General features: G+C 45.5%; 22 protein-coding genes, 1 tRNA gene and 1 pseudogene. 5 read left to right on the top strand and 19 right to left on the bottom strand.

All coding sequences use genetic code 11. From position 1 onward, the window contains the following. Positions 1 to 33: 33 nt before the first annotated feature. A complete protein-coding gene (locus ACGHVY_RS14745) occupies positions 34 to 570 on the top strand; it encodes a GNAT family N-acetyltransferase (protein WP_308745608.1) in 537 nt (178 codons plus the stop codon). A gap of 117 nt (positions 571 to 687) precedes the next feature. On the opposite strand, the gene ACGHVY_RS14750 is transcribed toward ACGHVY_RS14745, so the two are convergent. From ACGHVY_RS14750 to ACGHVY_RS14790, 9 genes are all read right to left on the bottom strand, one after another. Next, positions 688 to 1,158, bottom strand: coding sequence for a biopolymer transporter ExbD (locus ACGHVY_RS14750; protein ID WP_294629015.1), 471 nt, complete (start codon positions 1,156 to 1,158; stop codon positions 688 to 690). Positions 1,159 to 1,161: 3 nt separating this feature from the next. Continuing rightward, a complete protein-coding gene (locus ACGHVY_RS14755; protein WP_308745609.1) occupies positions 1,162 to 1,755 on the bottom strand; it encodes a biopolymer transporter ExbD in 594 nt (197 codons plus the stop codon). A gap of 35 nt (positions 1,756 to 1,790) precedes the next feature. Further along, positions 1,791 to 2,276 carry a hypothetical protein gene (locus ACGHVY_RS14760; RefSeq protein ID WP_308745610.1) on the bottom strand — a complete coding sequence of 162 codons (486 nt, stop codon included), beginning with the start codon at positions 2,274 to 2,276 and terminating at the stop codon, positions 1,791 to 1,793. Between the two features lie 6 nt (positions 2,277 to 2,282). Then, positions 2,283 to 3,083 (bottom strand): MotA/TolQ/ExbB proton channel family protein, encoded by an 801-nt coding sequence (locus ACGHVY_RS14765; RefSeq protein ID WP_390599569.1) that lies wholly within the window; start codon positions 3,081 to 3,083, stop codon positions 2,283 to 2,285. A gap of 74 nt (positions 3,084 to 3,157) precedes the next feature. Next, positions 3,158 to 3,245, bottom strand: a tRNA-Ser gene (locus ACGHVY_RS14770). Between the two features lie 120 nt (positions 3,246 to 3,365). Further along, positions 3,366 to 4,142, bottom strand: a complete 777-nt coding sequence (locus ACGHVY_RS14775; protein WP_390599570.1) for a TatD family hydrolase — start codon at positions 4,140 to 4,142, stop codon at positions 3,366 to 3,368. Then, positions 4,136 to 4,852 carry a hypothetical protein gene (locus ACGHVY_RS14780; protein WP_390599571.1) on the bottom strand — a complete coding sequence of 239 codons (717 nt, stop codon included), beginning with the start codon at positions 4,850 to 4,852 and terminating at the stop codon, positions 4,136 to 4,138. Before ACGHVY_RS14780 ends, ACGHVY_RS14775 begins: the two co-directional genes overlap by 7 nt. Positions 4,853 to 4,868: 16 nt before the next feature. Further along, positions 4,869 to 5,843, bottom strand: coding sequence for a polyprenyl synthetase family protein (locus ACGHVY_RS14785; protein WP_308746781.1), 975 nt, complete (start codon positions 5,841 to 5,843; stop codon positions 4,869 to 4,871). 71 nt (positions 5,844 to 5,914) lie between these two features. Beyond that, positions 5,915 to 6,598 carry an energy transducer TonB gene (locus ACGHVY_RS14790; RefSeq protein ID WP_022136555.1) on the bottom strand — a complete coding sequence of 228 codons (684 nt, stop codon included), beginning with the start codon at positions 6,596 to 6,598 and terminating at the stop codon, positions 5,915 to 5,917. Between the two features lie 222 nt (positions 6,599 to 6,820). Between ACGHVY_RS14790 and cmk the strand changes: the two genes are divergently transcribed. The 3 genes from cmk to pfkA all read left to right on the top strand — a co-directional run bounded on the left by cmk (position 6,821) and on the right by pfkA (position 9,611). Continuing rightward, positions 6,821 to 7,507: a (d)CMP kinase gene (cmk, locus tag ACGHVY_RS14795; protein WP_390599572.1), complete on the top strand. Its 687-nt coding sequence runs from the start codon at positions 6,821 to 6,823 to the stop codon at positions 7,505 to 7,507. Between the two features lie 75 nt (positions 7,508 to 7,582). After that, positions 7,583 to 8,446: a 4-hydroxy-3-methylbut-2-enyl diphosphate reductase gene (locus ACGHVY_RS14800; RefSeq protein WP_308746779.1), complete on the top strand. Its 864-nt coding sequence runs from the start codon at positions 7,583 to 7,585 to the stop codon at positions 8,444 to 8,446. 184 nt (positions 8,447 to 8,630) lie between these two features. After that, positions 8,631 to 9,611, top strand: a complete 981-nt coding sequence (pfkA, locus tag ACGHVY_RS14805) for a 6-phosphofructokinase (RefSeq protein WP_308746778.1) — start codon at positions 8,631 to 8,633, stop codon at positions 9,609 to 9,611. A gap of 76 nt (positions 9,612 to 9,687) precedes the next feature. On the opposite strand, the gene ACGHVY_RS14810 is transcribed toward pfkA, so the two are convergent. From ACGHVY_RS14810 to ACGHVY_RS14835, 6 genes and pseudogenes are all read right to left on the bottom strand, one after another. Then, entirely contained in the window at positions 9,688 to 10,539 is an 852-nt protein-coding gene (locus ACGHVY_RS14810) for an SDR family oxidoreductase (protein ID WP_390599573.1), read from the bottom strand. Continuing rightward, entirely contained in the window at positions 10,536 to 11,759 is a 1,224-nt protein-coding gene (locus ACGHVY_RS14815; RefSeq protein ID WP_390599574.1) for an NADH:flavin oxidoreductase, read from the bottom strand. The genes ACGHVY_RS14810 and ACGHVY_RS14815 overlap by 4 nt, the downstream gene beginning before the upstream one ends. Positions 11,760 to 11,823: 64 nt before the next feature. Next, complete coding sequence (locus tag ACGHVY_RS14820; RefSeq protein ID WP_390599575.1) at positions 11,824 to 12,585, bottom strand: DUF1295 domain-containing protein; 762 nt, start codon at positions 12,583 to 12,585, stop codon at positions 11,824 to 11,826. Between the two features lie 316 nt (positions 12,586 to 12,901). Continuing rightward, positions 12,902 to 14,245: a citrate/2-methylcitrate synthase gene (locus ACGHVY_RS14825; RefSeq protein WP_390599576.1), complete on the bottom strand. Its 1,344-nt coding sequence runs from the start codon at positions 14,243 to 14,245 to the stop codon at positions 12,902 to 12,904. Between the two features lie 22 nt (positions 14,246 to 14,267). Continuing rightward, positions 14,268 to 15,461, bottom strand: a pseudogene (gene icd / locus ACGHVY_RS14830) (NADP-dependent isocitrate dehydrogenase); the annotation flags it as partial. Between the two features lie 19 nt (positions 15,462 to 15,480). Next, positions 15,481 to 17,724, bottom strand: coding sequence for an aconitate hydratase (locus ACGHVY_RS14835; protein WP_390599577.1), 2,244 nt, complete (start codon positions 17,722 to 17,724; stop codon positions 15,481 to 15,483). 66 nt (positions 17,725 to 17,790) lie between these two features. Between ACGHVY_RS14835 and ACGHVY_RS14840 the strand changes: the two genes are divergently transcribed. Next, entirely contained in the window at positions 17,791 to 19,731 is a 1,941-nt protein-coding gene (locus tag ACGHVY_RS14840; protein WP_390599578.1) for an AAA domain-containing protein, read from the top strand. A 548-nt stretch (positions 19,732 to 20,279) separates the two neighbouring features. Here ACGHVY_RS14840 and ilvC read toward each other — a convergent pair. The 4 genes from ilvC to ilvB all read right to left on the bottom strand — a co-directional run bounded on the left by ilvC (position 20,280) and on the right by ilvB (position 24,448). Next, positions 20,280 to 21,323 (bottom strand): ketol-acid reductoisomerase, encoded by a 1,044-nt coding sequence (gene ilvC, locus ACGHVY_RS14845; protein WP_308746770.1) that lies wholly within the window; start codon positions 21,321 to 21,323, stop codon positions 20,280 to 20,282. 64 nt (positions 21,324 to 21,387) lie between these two features. Further along, a complete protein-coding gene (locus ACGHVY_RS14850; RefSeq protein ID WP_390599579.1) occupies positions 21,388 to 22,131 on the bottom strand; it encodes an acyl-[acyl-carrier-protein] thioesterase in 744 nt (247 codons plus the stop codon). After that, positions 22,131 to 22,694: an acetolactate synthase small subunit gene (gene ilvN, locus ACGHVY_RS14855; protein ID WP_308746768.1), complete on the bottom strand. Its 564-nt coding sequence runs from the start codon at positions 22,692 to 22,694 to the stop codon at positions 22,131 to 22,133. Before ilvN ends, ACGHVY_RS14850 begins: the two co-directional genes overlap by 1 nt. Positions 22,695 to 22,750: 56 nt before the next feature. After that, on the bottom strand, positions 22,751 to 24,448 hold the full coding sequence (gene ilvB / locus ACGHVY_RS14860; RefSeq protein WP_308746767.1) for a biosynthetic-type acetolactate synthase large subunit: 1,698 nt from the start codon (positions 24,446 to 24,448) through the stop codon (positions 22,751 to 22,753). Positions 24,449 to 24,453 lie beyond the last annotated feature (5 nt).

The following is a 24,453-nucleotide window of genomic DNA, read 5'->3' on the forward strand; positions in this document are numbered from 1 at the left end:
TTATATGACTATAAATTTTAAAAGCCAAACCGTATGATTAGATTCCAACCGATTACCACATCGGATTTCCAGCATTACAAGTTTATGGAAGAACTGCTTATAGATGCATTTCCACCAGAAGAATACCGCGAGTTGAACCAACTACGCGAATACACCGACCGTATGGGTAACTTTCATAATAACATCATCTTTGATGATGACCTGCCAATCGGCTTTATCACCTATTGGGACTTCGACAGTTACTACTATATAGAACACTTCGCCACCAACCCTGCCTTACGAAATGGAGGATACGGAAAACGCACACTTGAATACTTGTGCAATTACTTAAAACTGCCGATTGTACTTGAAGTAGAACGTCCGATAGAAGATATGGCAAAACGCCGTATCGGATTCTACCAACGACAAGGTTTCGTTCTGTGGAATGAAGACTATTATCAGCCGCCATATAAACCGGGAGATGACTCTTTGCCTATGTATTTAATGGTACATGGCAATCTTGAACCGGAGAAAAATTATGAAGAAATAAAGCATAAGCTTCATACAGCCGTTTACGGAGTAAAAGAATAAAAGGAGCAAAAAACAAGTAAAAGACACTGATGAAGTAAAAGAATAGTGAAAATAATAATAAAGAGAGGGCTTCCAATAATTTGGAAGCCCTCTCTTTATTATTATTAAATTAACTAATTACTTCTCGCCACGTTTTGTAGCAGAATAGTTAATCTTCAAAGCATAAGATTTTCTAAGAGCATTTTTTACGTCAGTAATAATACCCATCTTAGTCTTCTGGTCAACCTTCAGAGATACAGTCATTTTAGCCGCATCTCCCTCACTCATACTAGCACGTTCCTGAAAAATGAAATCTTGTACTTCACCAACTTCAGCGTAGCTGTCGTTGAGCTGAATACGACTTTCAGTACCCATTTTCGCGCGATATTCCTGAGTAGGTTCACCTACATAAATGAATGTCACCAGTGATTTCTTCTCCAATTTTTCGAGTTCAGTACCTTGCGGAAGCGTAAACTGCACCTTTAATGTTACCTCACGCATTGTTGTTACAATCATAAAGAAGAACAACAAGGTAAAAATAAGGTCAGGCAATGAAGAAGTATTCAACGCCGGCATTTCACGTTTACCAGTCTTATTAAATTTTCCCATTACTTACTTCTTTTTTTCTCCGTATTTTTTAGGTTCTGCCTCAGAAATTCGTTGCGGATAAATTTCACGAACTGCTTTTTGCTGTTCATCGCTCAGTTCTGCGTATTTTACTCCAAATTTCTGTTCAGCCAACTCGTCTCTCAATTCATTATATGCAGCAACCAATTCGTTCTGCACACTGATATATGCCTGATAAGAAGATCCACGGTCATTCTGCAAAGAAATTACGTGCTTGTCATTAACCATATATGTGCCAAAGAATTCCACACTCTTTTGTGTCTTTTCAGGCATATTCTCCGCGTTATTGACGTTAGCAATAAATTCTTTAGCTTTATCTCTCAACTGATCAACACTGATATAATCATTACCGCACATCAAGGCGTCATCCTTATTCAGATAAACCTGCAAGACGTTACGTTCTTTGATCTTATCCGTATTCTGTTGGTCTTGATCTTCGGGTGGCGGCGGCAAAAGTCTTGCCAAACCACGGTCCGTATCCATTGATGTCGTAATCAAGAAGAAGATCAGCAACAAGAAAGCGATATCCGCCGTAGAACTTGAGTTAATATCAGGAACTTTTCTTTTTCCTTTTGCCATTGTAATTACTTATTTAATTGAGTATCCCCAATTGATTACGATATTTTTTTCTTTATACCACTCGCGATGATTGCAACAACAGTCACAAACAACAGGATGTAAATAGAATAAAGGAACATATCAGTCAGTTTCAGCCAGAAAGGAACGTTGTCCGTACCGCTATAACCTGGAATTTGCATCGGTGTACCGTCCCCCATAGACCAAGCTACAACTAAAACAACAATCAAAAGCACTAAGCCAAGTAAAGACTTAATTGCATTTGCCGGATTATCTTTCAAAGCTGCGCCAAATTGGAATATAGCAGCAATAACAGTAGCAGCAACAGCCAAACCAAACAATGCATAAATGAGCATCAGCAAAGTATTAGTATGTGCCGGTTGCCACATTTCAGGATCTACTCCTACGACAACATCCGCACCCTGAGCATCACCACCAAGGTAGAAAAGTCCCAGTACAATGAGGATGACAGCAAACATCGCATACAAAGTATAATACGATATTCTATATGTTAACTTACTCATTTCGAATTATTTTTTGTATTTCAAATTATATTTGATTACCATATCAAGCAAAGAGATAGAAGAATCTTCCATTTCGCTTGTAAGAGCTTCAATCTTAGCAAGTACGTAGTTGTAGAATACCTGAAGAATCAAAGCAACGATCAAACCGAAGATAGTTGTAATCAAGGCAACTTTCATACCACCAGCAACAACCGTTGGAGAGATATCACCTACCTGTTGGATTTTGTCGAACGCCTGCACCATACCAATTACAGTACCCAAGAATCCGAGTGACGGAGCCATTGCGATAAACAGTGTAATCCAAGAACATCCTTTTTCAAGGTAACCGGCCTGTACACCACCGTAAGATACAACTGATTTTTCAACAACATCGATACCCTGGTCAATTCTCATCAAACCTTGGTAGTAGATAGAAGCAACCGGACCTCTCGTGTTACGAGCAATATCTTTAGCAGCTTCAACATCACCTTTTTCCAAAGCGGCCTCAATAGATGCCATAAATTTCTTTGTGTTGATTTCAGCCAAGCTCAAATAGATGATACGTTCGATACAGAAAGCCAAACCGATCACCAAAGCGATAGCTACCAAACTCATAAAAGATGCAGTACCTTCAATGAATTTAACTTTCAATTCCTTGTGAATACCACCTTCTTCTGCAGCAGGAGTAGCAGCAGTAGCCTCAGCAGCGGGAGCAACAGCTTGTTGTTCAGTTTGTTCTGCTGCAGGAGCGTCTTGAGCCTGAGCAAGTTGAATAGAGCCAAATGTAAAGGCACCAATCACAGCAACAATTGCGAATAACTTTTTCATTGTGTGTCTAATTTTTAAGATTAATTAATTGATTATTATTATTGTTTTTACTTCTCGTCCTGTTTTCAATTCTGCGGAGAGACGGGGATTCGAACCCCGGATACGCTTTAGGCGTATACACGCTTTCCAGGCGTGCCTCTTCAACCACTCGAGCATCTCTCCTTATGAGTTTTCCGCATTTTCAGCTACAAATGTATCCTTTTTTTTCTTTTCTTGAAGCATTATCCCTTTTTTATCTTGAATAAATACTGCAAATTAATATAATTTAAAACCTTTCGAACCTTATTTGCGGATTCCAAACACTTTTAGTGCATTTTCTGAAGTGACCTGAGACACGTATTCAAAGGGCATTCGATAAATTTCCGCTACTTTTGCAAGAGTATCCTTCACATTCGCGCTTTCATTTCGCTTGCCACGGTTCGGAACCGGAGTTAAATAGGGAGAGTCGGTTTCGAGCACAATACGTTCCAAAGGAACTGTCAGCAGTGTCTCCGGCAGAGCAGATTTCTTAAAAGTAACTACACCGTTAACTCCCAACATAAATCCTTCGAATTCCAGTAATTTCTCGGCTTCTTCCACTGTCCCGGTAAAACTATGAAAAATACCGGTGAGCGGAGTGTTTTTATAGGATTCCATTACCTTATATATATACTCGAACGCATCCCTTGAATGAATAACAATCGGCAACCGATATTCGAGCGCCCACTCAATCTGCCTTTGAAAGACCAACAGTTGTTCTTTCAAAAAGGTCTTATCCCAGTAAAGATCAAGACCGATTTCACCAATAGCAACATACCGATTGGTTCCCGCCAACTGCTCATGCACAACGGCCAATTCCTGTTCATATGTTTCATTAACAGAAGTGGGATGCAGCCCAATCATCGGGAAACAATAGCCCGGATAGCCAGCACATACAGATAACATCGGATTAATCGTCGTACTATCAATATTCGGCATAAAAATATATGAAACACCGGCTTCACGTGCACGTTCAATTACTTGTGGCAAATCTTCGGAAAATTCTTCTAAAAAGAGATGAGAGTGAGTATCTATCAGCATGATATTTCGTTTTTTTCTTTTACTTTTTCACTGGAACGATAGTAATATACCAGACCGTAATCACGGCATTTTTCCAGTCTGACCTCATTGGGAGTGATGTCCTGATATTTAGCTTCAACCTGATTCCAAATATCCAATATTAATTCATCGGCACGGTCGCGCATGGAAGCCAGTTCGTCAAGGCTCCGACTTGTCAATGCCTGATAATTCTTCTGCCGCTCATAGCTATCTAGAAAGATATCGTAATGCACTTTCACACGTGCAATAGTAGGATTATAAATAGGTATACCACCCTGAGATGTCCTCCGCTGTTCACCTTCAATAATCTTTTTCCCCCACTCCACCAATGCGGCTTCACTCAGCAAATCCGGTACCGTACTCGCATTAGGCAGACCGTACAATTCTTTATGTGCCACTTTTATTTCATCACGGAGCACAGCCAAGTTGAGCACCTGGATGAAATGAGAAATATACAGTCGGGCGGTTTTCACATTTGCCTGATGTTTCCTGCTCGCCCGCGACTGATTATCATAGCATTGTGTATAATAAATCTGCGCCGCTTCAAACCTTTGCAGAAAATTACGTGCTTCGAACAATGTCTTCAGCGTAATTGCCAGGTCACGTACATTATACAGTTCTCCCTTTTCAACCGCTATTTTCAGCGCCCGAACTCTCGCCTGGTCTGTATTTGGTAGTCGTCTGTATGGCATATTTTCAAGAGCTTAGCTACATTTCACGATACATCAATAATTTCACCAAGTTCTTTAATTCTTTTTTTCGATCCTCTGCCACTGCTACTGCCGAAAGACTTTCCATGGCAAGTGTATAATACTCGCGCATCTTGTTTTCGCAGACATTACGAATATCCAGTTGATTATACAGTTCCGTCACTGCTGCTATTTTCTCAGCAGGCTGATAAGTTTCAGCATTCAGCCAACAGTCCAGTTCTTCTTTTTGCTTTTCGTCCGCACGGTTCAGCGCTTTGATAAGCATATACGTTTTTTTGTTGCAAAGAATGTCACCGCCTATTTTCTTACCGAACACTTCCGGATCTCCATAAACGTCCAACAAATCATCCTGCAACTGGAATGCGATTCCTATCTGCATTCCGAAATTATACAGGTTCTCGGCATCTTCAGCAGTTGCTCCTGCCAAAATAGCACCGATTTTAAGACTACCTGCCAGCAATACGGCTGTTTTCAGACGAATCATTTCGATATATTCATCTTCTGTGACATCACAGCGAGATTCAAATTCCATATCCAGTTGCTGTCCTTCACAAATTTCAAGTGTGGTCAGACTGAACAGTTCCATCACTTCTTTCAAATATTCCGCTGGACACGCTGTCATGTACCGAAATGCCAAAATCAACATAGCATCGCCCGAAAGCACGGCAGTATTATCATTCCAAACTTTGTGCACAGTCGGTTTCCCTCTGCGTACCTCCGAACGGTCCATCAAGTCATCATGCAGTAATGTATGGTTATGGTAAACCTCGATAGCAATAGCAGGATCGTAGATAGATGCGACATCCTCACGATACAGATTATACGCCATCAACATTAATACAGGACGTATCCGCTTCCCCCCTAGAGAAAGGATATACTCAATCGGTTCATAGAGCCCTTCCGGTGTCCGGGTAAACTGAATTTCAGAAATATGACTGTTTATTTTATCAAGTAATTGAGAAGCTGTGAACATGATGGATGAAAAATATTAATGAATGAAAAAGAGGCTGCTTACGGCAGCCTCTTAAATTATTGTATTACAAATTACTGCAGCCTGAACATTACAGGAACTGTAAATTTAACACGTACCGGTTTACCGCGCTGCATACCAGGTTTCCACTTCGGCATGGTATTTATCACACGGAGGGCTTCTTTATCCAAATACGGGTCAACGCTACGTACAACTTTCGCATCTACGATACTACCGTCCTTGTTAACAACGAACTGTACGATAACACGTCCTTGAGTTCCGTTTTCCTGTGCTATAGTCGGGTATTTAATATTCTTAGCCAGATACTGCATCAAAGCTGCCTGTCCGCCCGGGAAGTCCGGCATATTTTCTACAACTTCGAAGATCGTTTGTTCTTCCGGCTCTTCTTCAACAACCTGTACCGGTACGTATTTTACCTCTACCGGAGCAGCATTATCTTCATTGATAATGGTTGTTGTTTCATCAATTTCGGCTTTATCGTCGACAATCTCCAATAATTCAGCCACTTTCGGAGCTTCGGGTGGTGGTGGAGCTTGTTGTTCGGGGGTCTCGGTAATAGGAATGATTTCCTCTTCAAACACAACGTCAGCTACTGCCTGGCTTGTATCAATTTTCACGTCACGCTGGGTCCATTCGAACGCCACGAACATGAAAGCTAACACTACCACGTAACCAACGAGCAACCATGTAGACTTCTTGCCTTCCAGGTCTGCTTTGGGTGATTTTTTAACTTCCATAAAAATAATTAATATAATGATTAATAAAAAAAAGTGTCTTCCTATGTGTCTTTGGGCAAATATAGTACATTTTCAGTTAACCGCCTGTTTCTTCCTGTCTTTTTATCCGGCTTTTTAACTTTTTTAATTCTTTCGTACTTACTTCACTCTTTTTTAGACCGAACGTTCGGTCTGTCTTTAAAAATAAACGTATCTTTGGCGGACAAATTAGATGAGCTGAATATGAAAAAGATAGTAATAGCAGTCGACGGTTTTTCCTCTTGCGGAAAAAGCACCATGGCCAAGGATCTTGCCCGTGAAATAGGATACATTTACATTGACAGCGGAGCCATGTATCGTGCGGTCACTTTATATGGTATAGAGAACGGGATTTTCAACGGTGATGTTATCGATGTCGAAAAACTGAGAAATGAAATCAAGAATATTCATATTTCTTTCCGCTTGAATCCGGAAACAGGGCGTCCGGACACCTACCTCAACGGCATGAATGTGGAAAACAAAATCCGTACGATGGAAGTTTCATCGAAGGTTAGCCCTATCAGTGCGCTCAACTTTGTACGTGAGGCAATGGTAGCTCAACAGCAGGCAATGGGGAAGGAAAAAGGAATCGTGATGGACGGCAGAGACATCGGGACTACCGTTTTTCCGAATGCAGAATTGAAGATATTCGTTACCGCTACACCGGAAATCCGCGCACAGCGCCGTTATGAAGAGTTGAAAGCAAAAGGCCAGGAGGCCAGTTTCGACGAAATATTGGAGAATGTGAAGCAACGGGATTACATTGACCAAAATCGCGATGTAAGCCCGCTGCGCAAAGCCAAAGATGCTCTCTTGCTAGATAATACGAATTTGACAATCGAGCAGCAGAAAGAATGGTTGTTCGAGAACTTTAACAAGGTAGGCAAATAGCTTCCCTTCATGGCTTGAAGGATATTCTTTATAATATAAGTGATATTATTCAATATGGTATAAGTAGCTTTCTATATGATTAAAGTAGAGATAGATGAGGATTCGGGTTTCTGTTTCGGGGTAGTGACTGCCATCCACAAAGCAGAAGAAGAGTTGGCAAAAGGAGAAACGCTTTATTGTCTTGGAGATATAGTGCACAATAGCCGGGAAGTGGACAGGCTGAAAACGATGGGATTAATTACCATCAACCGTGAAGAGTTCAAGCAGTTGCGAAACGCCAAGGTTCTGCTCAGAGCACACGGGGAACCACCTGAAACTTACATGATTGCCCGCGAAAATAATATAGAGATAATAGATGCTACCTGCCCGGTAGTATTACGTTTGCAAAAACGTATCAAGCAAGAGTTTCTACAAGACGGAAATCAAGAAAAACAAATTGTCATATACGGCAAAACCGGTCACGCAGAAGTGTTGGGCCTAGTGGGACAGACAGACGGAAAAGCGATTGTCATCGAAAAAGCCGAGGAAGCGAAGAAACTGGATTTAAGCAAGAATATCCGGCTTTTCTCGCAGACAACCAAGTCGCTCGACGAATTCCAGGAAATTGTAGAATACATTAAAAAGCATATCTCACCGGACGCGACTTTCGAGTATTACGACACGATTTGCCGCCAGGTTGCCAACCGCATGCCCAAGCTCAGGGAGTTTGCGGCTACGCATGATTTGATATTTTTCGTCAGCGGGAAAAAGAGTTCGAACGGAAAGATGTTGTTTGAAGAGTGTCTGAAAGTGAATCCTAATTCACATTTAATAGACAACGAAAAGGAGATAGACGTTTCTTTGCTCCAAAACGTACAATCAATTGGTGTGTGCGGGGCTACTTCAACTCCTAAATGGCTGATGGAAAAGATATACAGTCACATTCAGGCACTTATATAAAAACAACTGCCTATTTCATAAAAGAATAACAGCAGAGAAACAGATAAGAATAAAAAGAAAGCAAAGAACAGCTATTTGAACATTTTTAATGTTTTCGTCATGCGAAAAAAAACTTCATAAACATTGCTTTCAACTTTTTATTGTACATTTGCCACGTCAAACTAATTAATGAAAAGATTGTGTTATGGGAACAGTAAAGTGTATCGGAATTTTAACTTCCGGCGGTGATGCGCCGGGAATGAACGCAGCTATACGTGCAGTGACACGTGCGGCTATCTATAACGGACTACAAGTTAAAGGTATATATAGAGGCTACAAAGGTCTGGTGACAGGCGAAATCAAAGAATTCAAAAGCCAAAACGTAAGTAACATCATCCAACTGGGGGGAACTATTCTGAAAACAGCCCGCTGCAAGGAGTTCACCACTCCTGAAGGACGCCAACTTGCTTACGATAACATGAAGAAAGAAGGCATTGACGCCCTGGTCATCATCGGTGGTGACGGTTCGTTGACAGGTGCTCGCATCTTCGCGCAAGAATTCGATGTCCCATGTATTGGACTGCCGGGAACAATTGACAATGACCTTTACGGAACAGATACAACTATCGGTTACGACACAGCACTGAATACGATTTTGGACGCAGTAGATAAGATTCGCGACACAGCCACTTCGCACGAACGTTTGTTCTTTGTGGAAGTAATGGGACGTGATGCCGGTTTCCTCGCGCTGAACGGAGCAATTGCTTCGGGAGCCGAAGCTGCTATTATTCCTGAGTTCAGCACGGAAGTCGACCAACTGGAAGAATTTATCAAAAACGGGTTCCGCAAATCAAAGAATAGCAGTATCGTGCTGGTAGCCGAAAGCGAACTGACAGGTGGCGCCATGCATTATGCGGAACGTGTCAAAAACGAATATCCTCAATATGATGTGCGTGTGACCATCCTCGGACACTTGCAGCGTGGCGGTAGCCCTACTGCTCATGACCGTATTTTGGCAAGCCGCCTGGGTGCGGCAGCTATTGACGCGATTATGGAAGACCAGCGTAACGTAATGATTGGTATCGAACATGACGAAATCGTTTATGTACCGTTCAGCAAAGCTATCAAAAACGACAAGCCGATAAAGAGAGATCTTGTGAATGTACTGAAAGAACTTTCAATCTAAGAGAAAGAGGTTTCATTCAACCATAAAAAAGAAACGGTGGATAACTGGAAAACAGATTATCCGCCGTTTCTTCTTTCTACTCAAACCATTGCGCTAACGAACGCTCCGTTATTTCCCACAACTGCTCTCTCTGCACATGGTTTATGTATTTGTCAGATAAGATTTTCCGATGATTATTGACATAGAGTTGTCCCGTCACACCGGCTTCCTTCTCGTCCAACAACAGCCCAATTGCCGTAGAAGCCCCTTTCGCGGGCTTACGGATAAAAGGACGGAAAAAGATATCCGTCAAGGGGTCGAACCACTTGTGCATCGTGATGATATCGGTAGAGACGATTCCCGGATCAGCGGCATTGACAGTGATTCCTTTCTCGCGAAGTTGTTCGGCAAGTTCGAAAGTAAACAGTAATAAAGCCAATTTCGTATTGCTGTAAACAGGTATTCTCCAGAACTGCCCCTGCTTTCCCCTATGCAGGAAATCAGGAAAATCGAGTCTCCCGATTGCATACGTGCACGAAACCATATTTACGATACGTGCTCCACGCACCATAGCCGGGATTAATTTACGCGTCAATAAGTAAGGAGCCACGTAATTTACGCTGACCGTCCGTTCAAACCCGTCGCTCGTAATAGAAAATCCCGTTTCCATTGTTCCGGCATTGTTCATCAATAGGGAGACAGGAAGGTTGCGTTCTAAAATCTGCCCGGCAAAAGAAACGACAGATTTCATGGAAGATAAATCAACCGCTATCACTTCCAAATTCGGATTTCCCGTTTCTTCGATTAGCCGTTGCCGGACAGTCTCCGCCTTCCGGTGGTTATAACAAGCCATTATTACCCGATAACCAGCTTTGGCCACAGCACGGGTTATTTCTGTACCCATACCGCCATCAGCTCCGGTGATGATTGCCCATTTCACTTCATTCATTGCTTTTCAAGTTTATCAATCTCCTTCTGCAAGCAGGAAGGTAGTGGTTCTTTCAAATGTTGATGGCAAGCCATCTCTATCGTATACATACGTCCTATGCAATAATTACTGTGCCCGCAGTTGCAACGCGCCTGCTCTTCCTGCGCCATCCGGTTGACGAATCCCGGTTCGTTGAGTAAAGCGCGAGCCATCTGCACAGCATCAAAGCCTGCATCCAGCACTTCGTCTATTTTCGGACGGGAGACAAGACCGCCGACATAAATCAACGGAGCGCCCGGAAGGGCTTCACGGAATTTCAACGCATCTTCGAGGAAATACGCTTCTTTGAAAGGCACGGACGGAATCATCCACTTCCCGAATATCCGCACTCCGTACTTCAGCCACCAGCAGTCCATGTAGTAAGACATTGAACGGACAGGCATCGCCCCCCGCATCACATACATCGGTGCCTTGCTTACAAAACCACCGCTTAACACCAAGCCATGGGCACCAAGTTCCAACAAACGTTTCGCCACTTGTATGGATTCTTCTATTTCCATTCCACCTTTGAAGCCGTCACGCATATTCATTTTGACAAAAACAGCCATATCGCTGCCTGCCGCTTTCATTACTTCTTCCATCACCAGTTCCATAAACCGCATCCGGTTCTCCAGCGAGCCACCGAATTCGTCTTTCCGATGATTTGTGTAAGGAGACAGAAACTGACTAATCAGATAGCCATGTCCAGCATGCACCTCAACAGCGTCGAATCCGGCTTCCCGTGCCAAGTTGACTGCATTTCCATAAGCTTGTGCCAGTTCCGGCAACTCTTCTTTTTTCAATCCGCGAACAAATGTAGGAGAATAAAGATTGAATCCCGAAGAAGCGGATACAGGGGTGACACCACAAATATTCTTATGGGACATATTCCCGCAATGCCCTATCTGTATGCCTACTGCAGCACCTTCGTCATGCACTGCTTTCGTCAATTCATGTAAACGCGGGATGATAGACGGACGCAGCCATAACTGACGGTCGAAAGAAAGTCCGCTTTGTGTCACAGCAGCATAAGCCACTGTCGTCATACCTACCCCGCCCGCAGCTACCGAGCGGTGGTAATCCAATAACATTTGTGAAGGATTGTTCCCCGGACACATACTCTCGAAGGCTGCCGAACGAATCGTCCGGTTCCGCAGCGTTAAAGGACCAAAAGTGACCGGAGTAAAAAGTTTGGATTTCATAGTAATTGAAATTTATTCAAGTCTTATTTAATTTACGAAAACATTCATTATTAATAATTCATTCCTAATAAAGAAAAGGGAACACCCGTTTCTTCTCTCCCACCGCGTCACCGAATTCTTCGCGATAACGACACCAAAGCGCGTGGGCGCGCGGAACAAGATTAGCAATCGTCCACCAAAGAAAGACAAATCCGGAGAGAGAGCAAGTGAGTATTGCCCAGCCCGCCCATTCTATTATTTCACCGAAATAATTGGCGGACGTGACATAGCGGTACATTCCTTTTTGCGGCAGATAATGCCCTGTATCTCCCGGTTTGCGCAAGTGGCGGATGACATAGTCCGAATGCCAGTTTACCAACATGCCTGTGAAAAACAACAATGTACCTACAATAAACCATGGAGACGTAAACCATTCGGGCTGATACATCGTTTCGGGAGCCAAATAGAATATCCATTCGCCTTGCATATAGCCATTCAGCAGGTTAAAAAGAATTCCCATCGACATGATTGCCAGCGGCATTTTGCTTTTTCCGGTCAGCAACAAAGGAAAAATGAAGGCGCGCTGAAAATAATGTATCTGGAAAAACAAGAAGAAAGTCAATATCACCGGTTCAAAACGGCGGTCGGAATGTATCCACATGGCACACATCACTAGAAAGACGGGAGCTTCCATCAGCACCCAGGCTAATTTGTTGGATATAGCCGCTCCCCACGATGCCGTACGAAAAATGCCGTATCCAGCTTTCACAAAGTAAAGGGCAATAAAAACAAATAAAGCTATCAGGCTCATTATGCCCAAAAACAGATTAAAAGCAGTCGTAGTCATATAGAAATTCTTTTGCGATATGCAAAAGTAACAAAAATAGGACAATTTACAGCACAAAACTTCTTAAATTAAAAACTCCATTATATATGAACAGTTTTCTTTAATAAGTTTCAGCGAGTTAAAACGCCATTCATTGTATGGAAAAACGCCCTTTTCTACTCATAACTACACTACATCAAATGCAAACGACATTGCAACCGTTAAATGTAAAAAAATTGTCTTGAATAAGTACTCCCCGAATGTATATTCCGGAAATTTCCGGAATATACATTCGGGGAGTACTCTACAATATATTCAATAAAAGGATTTGTCCTTATCAGCGTTTCTTAATCGGAATATAAGCCAAATCATCAAGAACATTCTTGTAAGCGGGACGGATGATACGCTTGCCGTCGAAAGTCAGTTCTTCATTGCGGTGCGCACACCAGCCTACAATACGTGCCATTGCGAACAGAGGGGTGAAAATCTCCTGAGGTAGCCCAATCATTTCATAGACGAAACCCGAGTAGAAGTCGATGTTGCTGGAGACGGTCTTTCCGTTGTTCTTGACACGGCCGAAAGTAGCGATAGCACGTTCTTCCAACAGTTCGAGGAAAGCAAATTCGCTCTCTCTGCCTTTCTCGCGGGCAAGGTCACGGGCAAGTTCTTTCAACAAGAGTGCACGAGGGTCGGAAATGGTGTAGACGGCATGACCAATACCGTAGATGAGCCCAGTCTTGTTGTACACTTCCTTGTTAAGCATACGAGTGAAATAAGTATCTATTTCGTCTACGCTAGTCCAGTCCTTGATGTTTTCTTTCAAGTGCTGGAACATATCGGCAACCTGGATATTCGCGCCACCATGGAGCGGGCCTTTCAGTGAACCGATACCTGCGGCGATGGCCGAATAAGTATCCGTTCCGGTGGAGGAAGTGACGCGGACGGTGAAGGTTGAGTTGTTACCACCACCGTGCTCTGCCTGAAGAATCAACAACAGGTCGAGGGTGCGGGCATCCAGTTCGGTGTAGTCCTTTTTCAGCATATACAGGAAGTTTTCGGCAATAGACAGCTTTTCCTGCGGGTGGCGGATATGCAGAGAACGTCCGAAAGTGGCATGGCGAAGCATGTTATAAGCATAAGCAATGATGGTCGGGAATTTCGAGATAAGATCAATACTCTGGCGCATCAGGTTGTCACGCGAGGTGTCGTCCGCATTCGCGTCGAAACGGTACATTTCGAGTACGCTGCGCGAAAGGATATTCATGATATTATTGCCTTCCAGTTCGATAATATTCATTTTTGTCTTCTGTTCCAACGGCATATTGTCGTTAATCAGTTCACGGAAAGAAAGCAGTTCTTCCTTGTCCGGCAGACGACCGGAGAGCAACAGGTAAGCCACTTCTTCAAAACCGAAACGTTTCTCCTTGATGATGGCGTGCGAGATATCTTCCACGTCATAGCCGCGATAGAACAATTTGCCCGGTATGGGTTTCAGTCCGCCGCCCGGAATACGCTCGTAACCTACCACATTACCGATTTTAGTCAAACCGACCAATACACCTGTACCGTCTTCATTACGCAGTCCGCGCTTCACGTCAAACTTGGGGAACAATTCATTGTCAATCCGGGTAGCTTCCTTCATATCTTCGGAGAGCTTGTAAATCAAATATTCTTTCTTCATCTTTCTTGGTATTTATTCGTTGCTGTTGTTTTTCAATCCGTTCCACTATTTCGCGTGTGAAGGCGGAAGTCGGAAGAGAGGTTCCATTCGGCATAAAACGAGCCAAATCATGTGTAGCGCGGGCTTCCAGGAAACTTTGTTCCAAGGCTTTTTCAATCAGAGTTGCCGCTTCTTTCCAGTCAAAATACTCGAGCATCATCACTGCCGAAAGAATGATGGAGCAAGGGTTCACCACATCTTTTCCCGCGATGTTCGGAGCAGTTCCGTGAGTAGCTTCAAAGATGGCGTGACCTGTATTGTAGTTGATGTTCGCTCCCGGAGCGATGCCGATGCCGCCTACCATAGCCGCCAGTTGGTCGGAAACGTAGTCGCCATTCAGGTTCAAAGTCGCTATCACGGAGTATTCTTCGGGAATTAGGAGCGTGTTTTGCAGGAAAGCGTCGGCAATGCAATCCTTTATCACCAGTCTTCCATCTGCCAAGGCATCTCCAAATTCGCGCTGTGCCAGTTCATACCCCCATTTTTTGAAACCACCTTCGGTGAATTTCATGATATTTCCCTTGTGTACCAATGTCACGGAAGGAAGATGATGGTCGAGTGCATACTGGCAGGCGGCACGTACAAGACGTTCTGTACCTTCCTTTGATACGGGTTTCACACCGAAAGAGGACGTTTCCAGAAAACGGACTTTTGTCACGCCCATTTCGTCTTTCAGGAATTTGTAGAACTTCTCAGCTTCCGGAGTGCCTGCTTCCCACTCGATTCCTGCATAAATATCTTCCGTATTTTCGCGGAACACGCACATATTCACTTTCTCGGGAGCTTTCACCGGCGACTGTACTCCCTGATACCAGCGGACGGGGCGAAGGCACACATATAAATCGAGCGTCTGCCGCAAGGCTACATTCAGCGAACGGATGCCGCCCCCGACAGGAGTTGTCAACGGGCCTTTGATACCTACCAGATATTCCTGAAAGGTTTTCATCGTTTCGTCCGGTAACCACGAACCTGTCTCGTTGAAGGCACGTTCGCCCGCCAGCACTTCTTTCCATTCGATGCGACGCTTGCCGCCGTAAGCTTTCCGAACGGCCGCGTCCACCACAGCCTGCATGGAAGGAGTCACTTCGGCTCCCACTCCGTCTCCGGTAATATAAGGTACGATAGGTACATCGGGCACCAGCAGCGTACCATCTGCTTTCATGGTTATTTTGCTCATCTTTTTATCTGGCGTTTAGTTATCTTGCGTTTAAGGCAGAACCGGCGCGAAACCAGGCAATCTGCTGTTCATTGTATGTATGTTGCACTTCAAAACTCTCTTTCGTCCCGTCATCGTGATGAAGGACGACGGTCAGGTTCCGTCCCGGCGCAAAGTGCACCAACCCAAGTACGGAAAGGACGTCGTGCTCACGAATCCTATCGTAATCGGCCTTATCGACAAATGTCAGGGCAAGCATTCCTTGTTTCTTCAAGTTCGTTTCATGAATACGGGCGAAACTCTTGGCGAGAATCACACGGACATTCAGAAAACGCGGTTCCATAGCGGCATGCTCGCGGCTGGAGCCTTCACCATAATTCTCTTCGGCAACAACGATAGAGGGAATCCCCTGGGACTTGTACATCTTCGCCGTGCCGGATACTGTTCCATATGTATTTGTCGAACGGTTCCAAACCTTGTTCGTTTCTCCGTTGAAAGCATTGACAGCTCCCATCAGCATATTGTCGGAGATATTCTCCAAATGTCCGCGGAAACGAAGCCACGGTCCCGCCATAGAAATATGGTCGGTAGTGCATTTGCCTTGCGCTTTGATTAACAACGGCATATTCAACAAGTCCTGGCCGTCCCAAGCCGGAAAAGGAGTCAGCAACTGGAGACGTTGGGAGTCCGGTTTCACCTTGATTTCCGTTCTCGCTCCATGCGGGGCGATATAACCCTCGTTTCCTTGCGCAAAACCCTTCAAAGGAAGTTCGTCCCCGACAGGTTCCGCCAGTTTCACCTTTTCGCCGTCGTGGTTCACGAGTCTGTCTTTCAAAGGATTGAAGCACAAGTCACCCGCGATAGTCAGCACCATAGTCAGTTCGGGAGAAGCGACGAAAGCGTAAGTGTTAGGATTGCCGTCAGCACGTTTCGCAAAGTTACGGTTGAAAGAGGTAACGATGGAATTCTTCCGTGTCGGGTCGTCCGTCTCACGTTTCCACTGGCCGATACACGGTCCGCAGGCGTTCGCCATGATAGTAGCTCCTATCTGTTCAAAAGCACCAATCATTCCATCCCTCTCGGCAGTGGCGCGAATCTGTTCCGAACCCGGATTCACAATCAGAGGGGCAGCTACACTCAGGTTCTTTTCGGCAACTTGTTTGGCCAGAGAAGCGGCACGGCTCAAATCCTGATAAGAAGAGTTGGTGCACGAACCGATAAGCCCGACTTCCATCTTGCGGGGATAACCGTTCAGCAACACTTTCTCCGCAAATTCAGAGATAGGAGTGGCGGCGTCCGGCGTGAAAGGACCGTTGATATAAGGTTCGAGTTCCGACAGGTCGATTTCGATGACACGGTCGTAATATTTCGCAGGCTCGTCCGTCACTACTTCGTCCGCCCGCAGGTCGGCGCCAACGGATTCTGCCCAATCGACTACACATTCCCTTCCGGTAGCCCTCAAATAGGTAGCCATGCGCCTGTCGAACGGGAAAAGCGAGGTGGTAGCCCCTACCTCGGCACCCATATTACAGATGGTTGCCTTTCCGGTGGCGGAAAGAGATTCGGTGCCAGAACCGAAATATTCAATGATGGCATTCGTTCCGCCCTTCACGGTGAGGATGCCGGCGAGTTTCAAGATGACATCTTTCGGAGATGCCCAGCCGTTCAGTTTTCCGGTCAGACGAACACCGATTATCTTCGGCATTTTCAGTTCCCATTCCATGCCTGTCATCACGTCCACGGCATCCGCGCCACCGACACCGATAGCCACCATGCCCAGACCGCCCGCATTGGGGGTGTGAGAATCCGTTCCCACCATCATTCCGCCGGGAAATGCATAGTTTTCGAGTACCACCTGGTGGATAATGCCGGCTCCCGGTTTCCAAAAGCCGATACCGTAGCGGGAAGATACATCGCGAAGAAAGTCGTACACTTCTTCGTTAGTCATTCGCGCCGTGGCGATGTCTTCCTTCGCTCCTTTGTAGGCTTGTATCAAGTGGTCGCAGTGCACCGTTGAAGGCACGGCCGCCCGATCTTTGCCGGAGTTCATGAATTGAAGCAGAGCCATTTGGGCGGTAGCGTCCTGCATTGCCACCCGGTCAGGGCGGAAATTCACATAGTCCTCTCCCCGTTTGTAGTCTTTCACATCAGCCACATCATAAAGATGAGCATACAAGATTTTCTCGGCCAACGTCAAAGGACGTTTCAATACAGCCCGCACGTGTTCCAGCTTTCCTTTATAAGCAGCGTAGAAGGCTTCCAACATAGTCACATCATATACCATATCGCTTTTTGTTTTTTTAGTCTATCTATTAAAATAACGAACATCGTTCGAGTAATGTTTAACAAAATGAAATATTTTTTCGACCCAGGGAGAAGATTTGTTACCTTTGCCTCTATTATGAATAATAATCCGAAAAGTCCGACAGCCGACCTTCAGCAACAACAGCTCCTTCTACGGATGGAGTACGAATACGAGAAAGAGGAATTCAAGCGGCAGACCGAAACGATGGGTATTGCCCGGAAAGTGAAACGCGGTCTGTGCTGGCATCCCGTCTCTCCCGGTCGAAGTTACTACAATTCTCTGAATCAGCTTGTAATAGATATTACACGTACCGAAAATAAAGAAATAGAGCACTCTTTTGAGTTCGGGCGTCCCGTCTGCTTTTTCCATCAGTCGCTTGAAGGGAAGATGAAGTATATGAATTTCATCGCTACCGTCAGTTACGCGGATGAAGAACGGATGGTGGTCGTGCTGCCCGGAGCGGGAGCTTTGGCAGAGTTGCAAACTCCCAATATACTGCTTGGCGTACAGCTTTATTTCGACGAGACGTCTTATCGGGCTATGTTCGAAGCGTTGGAAGATGTAATCCGTGCCAAAGGCAACCGGTTGGCAGAACTGCGCGACACATTGCTCGGAACACAGAAGCCCAGATTTCGTGAGCTATATCCGGTACGCTTCCCGTGGCTGAACAGTACGCAGGAAACGGCTGTCAACAAGGTGCTCTGCACACGTGACGTCTCCATTGTCCACGGTCCGCCGGGAACCGGAAAGACGACGACGCTTGTCGAAGCCATTTATGAAACGCTGCACCGGGAACCGCAGGTGCTTGTCTGCGCGCAGAGCAATACCGCCGTCGACTGGATTTGCGAGAAACTGGTAGACCGGGGTGTGGCGGTGCTCCGCATCGGCAATCCCACGCGGGTAAACGACAAAATGTTATCTTCCACTTACGAACGACGGTTCGAGAGTCATCCGGCTTATCCTGAGTTATGGGGCATCCGTAAGTCTATCCGCGAAATGAACGGCCGGATGCGCCGAGGAAACTACGCCGAACGGGAAGGCATGCGCAACCGCATGAGCCGCCTGCGTGACCGCGCCACGGAACTGGAAATACTCATCAATACCGACCTTTTCGACAGCGCCCGTGTGATTGCCTCGACTTTGGTGAGCAGCAACCACCGCCTGCTCAACGGGCGGCGGTTTCCCACCTTATTTATAGACGAAGCCGCCCAGGCACTCGAAGCCGCCTGCTGGATTGCCATCCGCAAGGCAGACCGGGTCATCCTCGCGGGCGACCATTGCCAGCTTCCGCCTACCATCAAATGCATAGAAGCTGCCCGCGGCGGACTGGAACGCACCTTAATGGAAAAGGTAGTCCAACAAAAACCGTCTGCCGTCTCATTGCTGAAAGTACAATACAGAATGCACGAATCCATCATGCAGTTCCCTTCCGACTGGTTCTACCACGGTGAACTGGAAGCAGCTCCCGAAGTACGCTACAGGGGAATCCTAGATTTCGATACACCGATGAATTGGATAGATACCTCGGAAATGGATTTCCACGAAGAGTTTGTGGGCGAGAGTTTCGGACGTATCAACAAAGAGGAAGCAAACCTACTCTTACAGGAACTGGAAGCGTATATCAACCGAATCGGCAAGGAACGGATATTGGAAGAGCGGATTGATTTCGGGCTGATTTCACCTTATAAGGCACAGGTGCAATATCTGAGAAGCAAAATCAAAGGAAGCAGTTTCCTGCGCCCTTTCCGCAGCCTCATCACCGTGAATACGGTAGATGGCTTTCAAGGGCAGGAGCGGAATGTCATTTTCATCAGTCTTGTCCGCGCCAATGAGGAAGGGCAGATAGGATTTCTGAACGACCTGCGAAGAATGAACGTGGCTATCACCCGGGCACGAATGAAGCTCGTCATACTGGGAGATGCAACCACTCTGACCAAGCATCCTTTCTACAAAAGGCTGATGTCGTTCATTAAAAAAGAGGATTAACTTATTAATCCTCTTTTCAGTGGTTAAGAATCCACTTTCTCACGAAACCAAATTCCTTATTAACACAAACAAAACAAACAATATTTTATTATTTTAGGTACTATTATTTCTATCTCATCAATTTACCGCTACGGCAAATTAAAACATATGTATATCGAAAGAGTCCATCATCAGCATCCACATGAATCTTTCTTCAATGGAGTTCCGAAAAAATCAAACTATAAAGGGAATAATACAACCGTCTACCGGCTTGGAATAATCAGTATCTTTAATCAACCAAACTTATCATCACACAACTATCCAAAAATATGCTGCGAATGCAGGCTAAAGTTAAAAAATAAACAAAACACTTCTCATACGGTATCATTTGTTTCAGTTTGATATCGCAAAGATAAACATAAACTTACATTTTTCGCCTATAACCGCCATATATTTTCAAAAAAAACTTTTATTTCCCTAGAATACAGATTAACAGCTCATTATCGGGTAAAAGAAAAGGGAGAACCCAAAGTTCTCCCCTCTTATAAAACTTGTATAATCCAGTCGGATTAATTATTCTCAGGACGAAGTTTGCGTACTGTAACAGCAGTCTGCCACATTTCGCTTTCGCGAAGTTCTTTCAGTTCCACTTCCAGTTTCTCACGATAATCCGGCTTAGAGTTGGAGTCGATAGAAATCTGGGCTTCGTTACCAGTCTTAACACTGTGGTACAACTTTTCAACTACCGGCTTGATAGCGTCGTGGAAAGGTCCCATCCAGTCGAGAGCACCACGTTGGGCAGTAGTAGAGCAGTTTGCATACATCCAGTCCATACCGTTCTTTGCGAAAAGCGGCATCAATGACTGAGTCAGCTCTTCTACAGTTTCGTTGAAAGCTTCGGAAGGAGAATGACCGTTTTCACGCAATACTTCATACTGTGCCAGCAACAGCCCCTGAATAGCCCCCATCAATGAACCGCGTTCGCCTGTCAGGTCAGAAGTAGCTTCACGTTGGAAAGTAGTTTCAAACAGATAGCCTGAACCGATACCGATACCCAGTGCGATTGTCTTTTCGTAAGCCTTACCCGTAGCATCCTGATAGATAGCGTAAGAAGAGTTCAAGCCACGGCCTTCAAGAAACATGGTACGCAAAGAAGTACCCGAACCTTTAGGAGCAACCATGATAACGTCGATATCAGCAGGAGGAACTACGCCTGTACGGTCGTTCCAGGTGATAGCAAAACCGTGAGAGAAATAAAGAGCTTTTCCGGCAGTCAGGTAAGGCTTGATAGTAGGCCATACAGACATTACTGCCGCGTCAGACAACAGGCACATAACGATAGTACCTTTCTCGCAAGCTTCTTCGATTCCGAACAACGTTTCACCCGGAACCCATCCGTCTGCTACTGCCTTATCGTATGTTTTTCCTTCACGCTGTCCAACGATTACATTGAAACCGTTATCACGCAAGTTCAGTGCCTGCCCCGGGCCCTGCACACCATAACCGATTACAGCAATTGTTTCATTTTTCAATACTTCACGAGCTTTTTCTAATGGAAATTCGTCACGGATTACTACTGTTTCAATAGTTCCGCCAAAATTCAACTGTGCCATTTTCTTTTTTGTTTTTAGTTTTGATGGCTTATGCCATCCGTTATTAATTGATTCTATATCCTATTTATTCAAATATTACTTTCGAGCGGCAGACTACCTCACTGCCATTCTTCTTCACTTCGACATGAAACTCGTTCTCATTGGCTTCGTCACAGAAGAACGAGAGCTCATCTCCGAAATAACTTTCCGCCACATACGCCATTTCAAAACGGCGAATACGCTTGGTCTTATACAGTTCTATCGGGAACAAATCGAGGATATGTTCTATGTAGCGGATACTGTTCACATGACCGTTGATGTCGATATCGCTGTATTTTGCCGCCAGCGTAGCCAACGGCTTGTCACTGGTCACCTTGATGCGAGAGGGCTTGTCTATCGGACAAGGTTCATCGCACACATAGTCTACGATGCTTCCACCGTGCAACGTCAACAAGTCCGCGGGCTTGCGGGTATTCAGGTTAATCATAGCCCATACCGAACGGGCGTAGCCTATCTTTTTGCCGTCTTTGTCGATAACGGCAAAGTTACGGTCGGTGAACAGGCGATACACGTTCTCCACCCACGTCTGAACCGAGAAGTCTTCATATTGGTAAGGCATTTCGTCCAGTTCAATAGCTAGGCGGGAAAGCACCCAGGTGTAATTATCCTCGTTCAGCGTCGCAATGCCGAAGCCACGGTCATTGGCATGGAAACCTGCGCAATTCAGCAGATGGTTGCCCAATACGCCCATTGTCAGGCGTCCGTTGAAGTCGACGTGGAACGGTTCCGCAACAAACTTATAAGTTCCTATTTTATTTGATTCGCTCATTATTCCTGTTGTTTTTTACTTTGGTTATAGCCGGCTTCCCGCCCGTCGAGAAACTCGTTCACCCGTTCGAAGCAACTGGTAGTGATAGCCACGCGTCCCGAACGCACAAACTGCAGAACACAATTCAAAGCCTTCAGTTCACCATAAAGTGAAGTAATGTCCTCACTCATGCCGTTCTTCTCGACAATGGAGAATACAGGATTCACCTCTACCACGCGAGCGTTATACCTGCGTATCACTTTGGATGCTTCCGGTGTCTCTTGAAACTCAGGGGTAGATACCTTATATAAGGCAATCTCATGGAAGTAAATTTCATCTTCCGTAAAGTAGTGAGCCTGGATAACGTCAATCTTCTTCTCTATCTGCTTCACCACCTTCTCTATCGTATCCTTATCCGTCCAAGCCGTGATGGTATATTTATGTACGCCTTTGATTGACGACGCGGATACATTCAGGCTTTCAATATTTATCTGCCGACGGGTAAATACAGCCGTTACCTGATTCAGCAATCCGGCGATATTCTCCGAATGAACAATGATGGTATATAATGTCTTATCACTCATAACTCTAAATTTTAAATGCGAACTCTCAACTCTCCGTTCCCAACTCTCTATTTCTCCTAGCACTCCAGCAACATTTGATTTACCGAGCCACCCGGGGGAGTCATCGGCAAGACATTGCCCTCTTCCACCACGCAGGCTTCAAGCAGGAACGGGCCGTCCGTAGCCAGCATTTCCTCGATGGCTTCCTTCAGTTCTTCCCGGGTGAAGACACGTTTGGAAGGAATGTCATAGGCCGAAGCTATTTTCATGTAGTCCGGGTTCAACATCGGCGTAAATGAATAGCGGCGGTTGAAGAACATGGCTTGCCATTGGCGTACATTGCCGAGGAAGTTGTTGTTCAAGCAGATAATTTTCACCGGAGCTTTCCGTTCCATGATAGTTCCCAACTCCTGGATATTCATCTGGAGTCCGCCATCGCCCATAAATGCGCATACGGTACGTTCCGGTGCGCCGAAAGTTGCACCGATAGCGGCAGGAAGACCGAAGCCCATGGTTCCGAGTCCGCCGGAAGTGATGATGCTACGTTCTTTCGTATATTTAAAGTAGCGTGCGGAAATCATTTGGTTTTGACCTACGTCCGTCACCAGGACAGCTTCGTGGCGGGTTGCGTCACTTACTGCACGTGCCACTTCGCCCATGCTCAGAGAATCCGTGGCAGGATGAAGTTCGGGGCGTATTACTTTCTCTTCTTCAACTTTCTCATATTCCTTGAAACTGTCTATCCATTCTGTATGGGTGTTCTTCTTCAGAAGTTCCGTTACGGATGCCAATGTATGCTTGCAGTCTCCTAAGACGGCCACATCTACTTTCACATTCTTGTTTACTTCCGCAGGGTCAATGTCGAAGTGGATTACTTTTGCCTGTTTGGCATAGGTAGCGAGGTTGCCTGTCACACGATCATCGAAACGCATGCCGACAGCAATCAGGACATCGCATTTGTTGGTGTTGATGTTCGGCCCCAAGTTGCCGTGCATCCCCAACATCCCCTTATTCAACGGGTGTTCCGTCGGCAAAGCCGAAAGACCGAGCAATGTGCAACCCGCAGGCATGTCCGCCTTTTCGATGAAAGCACGCAATTCGCTTTGCGCATTGCCCAACTCAACGCCCTGTCCCACCAGTACAAGCGGACGTTCGGCATTATTTATCAGTTCGGCAGCCGCTTTTACAGCGTCCTCGTCCGTATCGGGCACGGGGACGTAGCTGCGGATAAAGTCCAGTTTCGTCGGTTCGTATTTCGTTTTCTCCACTTGCGCATTCTTGGCAAAATCCAGCACTACCGGGCCAGGACGACCACTACGGGCAATATAGAACGCACGCGCTACAGCCCAGGCTACATCTTCCGCCCGACGAATCTGATAACTCCATTTAGCGATTGGCTGCGTGATACCTACCAAATCGACTTCCTGAAACGCATCCGTTCCGAGGAAAGCAGTTCCTACCTGTCCGGCAATCACCACGATAGGCGTACTGTCTATCATTGCGTCCGCAATACCTGTAATCGTATTGGTAGCACCGGGGCCGCTTGTAACCAGACAAACACCTACTTCACCCGATACGCGGGCATAACCTTGTGCCGCATGGGCAGCTCCCTGTTCGTGACGAACCAAGATGTGGTTCAATGTATCCTTATGGTCAAATAAGGCATCAAACACCGGCATGATAGAACCACCGGGGTATCCGAAGATGGTGTTTACTCCCTGATGTTCCAAGGAGCGCATCAACGCCTCTGCACCTGTTATTAAGTCTTTACTCATTCTTT

It is taken from the genome of Bacteroides sp. f07, from assembly GCF_042854785.1.
Taxonomy (GTDB): Bacteria; Bacteroidota; Bacteroidia; order Bacteroidales; family Bacteroidaceae; genus Bacteroides.

Coding starts and splice junctions, on each gene's coding strand:
- ACGHVY_RS14745 (WP_308745608.1), top strand. CDS start 34: ATGATTAGATTCCAACCGATTACCACATCGGATTTCCAGCATTACAAG.
- ACGHVY_RS14750 (WP_294629015.1), bottom strand. CDS start 1,158: ATGGGAAAATTTAATAAGACTGGTAAACGTGAAATGCCGGCGTTGAAT.
- ACGHVY_RS14755 (WP_308745609.1), bottom strand. CDS start 1,755: ATGGCAAAAGGAAAAAGAAAAGTTCCTGATATTAACTCAAGTTCTACG.
- ACGHVY_RS14760 (WP_308745610.1), bottom strand. CDS start 2,276: ATGAGTAAGTTAACATATAGAATATCGTATTATACTTTGTATGCGATG.
- ACGHVY_RS14765 (WP_390599569.1), bottom strand. CDS start 3,083: ATGAAAAAGTTATTCGCAATTGTTGCTGTGATTGGTGCCTTTACATTT.
- ACGHVY_RS14775 (WP_390599570.1), bottom strand. CDS start 4,142: ATGCTGATAGATACTCACTCTCATCTCTTTTTAGAAGAATTTTCCGAA.
- ACGHVY_RS14780 (WP_390599571.1), bottom strand. CDS start 4,852: ATGCCATACAGACGACTACCAAATACAGACCAGGCGAGAGTTCGGGCG.
- ACGHVY_RS14785 (WP_308746781.1), bottom strand. CDS start 5,843: ATGTTCACAGCTTCTCAATTACTTGATAAAATAAACAGTCATATTTCT.
- ACGHVY_RS14790 (WP_022136555.1), bottom strand. CDS start 6,598: ATGGAAGTTAAAAAATCACCCAAAGCAGACCTGGAAGGCAAGAAGTCT.
- cmk (WP_390599572.1), top strand. CDS start 6,821: ATGAAAAAGATAGTAATAGCAGTCGACGGTTTTTCCTCTTGCGGAAAA.
- ACGHVY_RS14800 (WP_308746779.1), top strand. CDS start 7,583: ATGATTAAAGTAGAGATAGATGAGGATTCGGGTTTCTGTTTCGGGGTA.
- pfkA (WP_308746778.1), top strand. CDS start 8,631: ATGGGAACAGTAAAGTGTATCGGAATTTTAACTTCCGGCGGTGATGCG.
- ACGHVY_RS14810 (WP_390599573.1), bottom strand. CDS start 10,539: ATGAATGAAGTGAAATGGGCAATCATCACCGGAGCTGATGGCGGTATG.
- ACGHVY_RS14815 (WP_390599574.1), bottom strand. CDS start 11,759: ATGAAATCCAAACTTTTTACTCCGGTCACTTTTGGTCCTTTAACGCTG.
- ACGHVY_RS14820 (WP_390599575.1), bottom strand. CDS start 12,585: ATGACTACGACTGCTTTTAATCTGTTTTTGGGCATAATGAGCCTGATA.
- ACGHVY_RS14825 (WP_390599576.1), bottom strand. CDS start 14,245: ATGAAGAAAGAATATTTGATTTACAAGCTCTCCGAAGATATGAAGGAA.
- ACGHVY_RS14835 (WP_390599577.1), bottom strand. CDS start 17,724: ATGGTATATGATGTGACTATGTTGGAAGCCTTCTACGCTGCTTATAAA.
- ACGHVY_RS14840 (WP_390599578.1), top strand. CDS start 17,791: ATGAAATATTTTTTCGACCCAGGGAGAAGATTTGTTACCTTTGCCTCT.
- ilvC (WP_308746770.1), bottom strand. CDS start 21,323: ATGGCACAGTTGAATTTTGGCGGAACTATTGAAACAGTAGTAATCCGT.
- ACGHVY_RS14850 (WP_390599579.1), bottom strand. CDS start 22,131: ATGAGCGAATCAAATAAAATAGGAACTTATAAGTTTGTTGCGGAACCG.
- ilvN (WP_308746768.1), bottom strand. CDS start 22,694: ATGAGTGATAAGACATTATATACCATCATTGTTCATTCGGAGAATATC.
- ilvB (WP_308746767.1), bottom strand. CDS start 24,448: ATGAGTAAAGACTTAATAACAGGTGCAGAGGCGTTGATGCGCTCCTTG.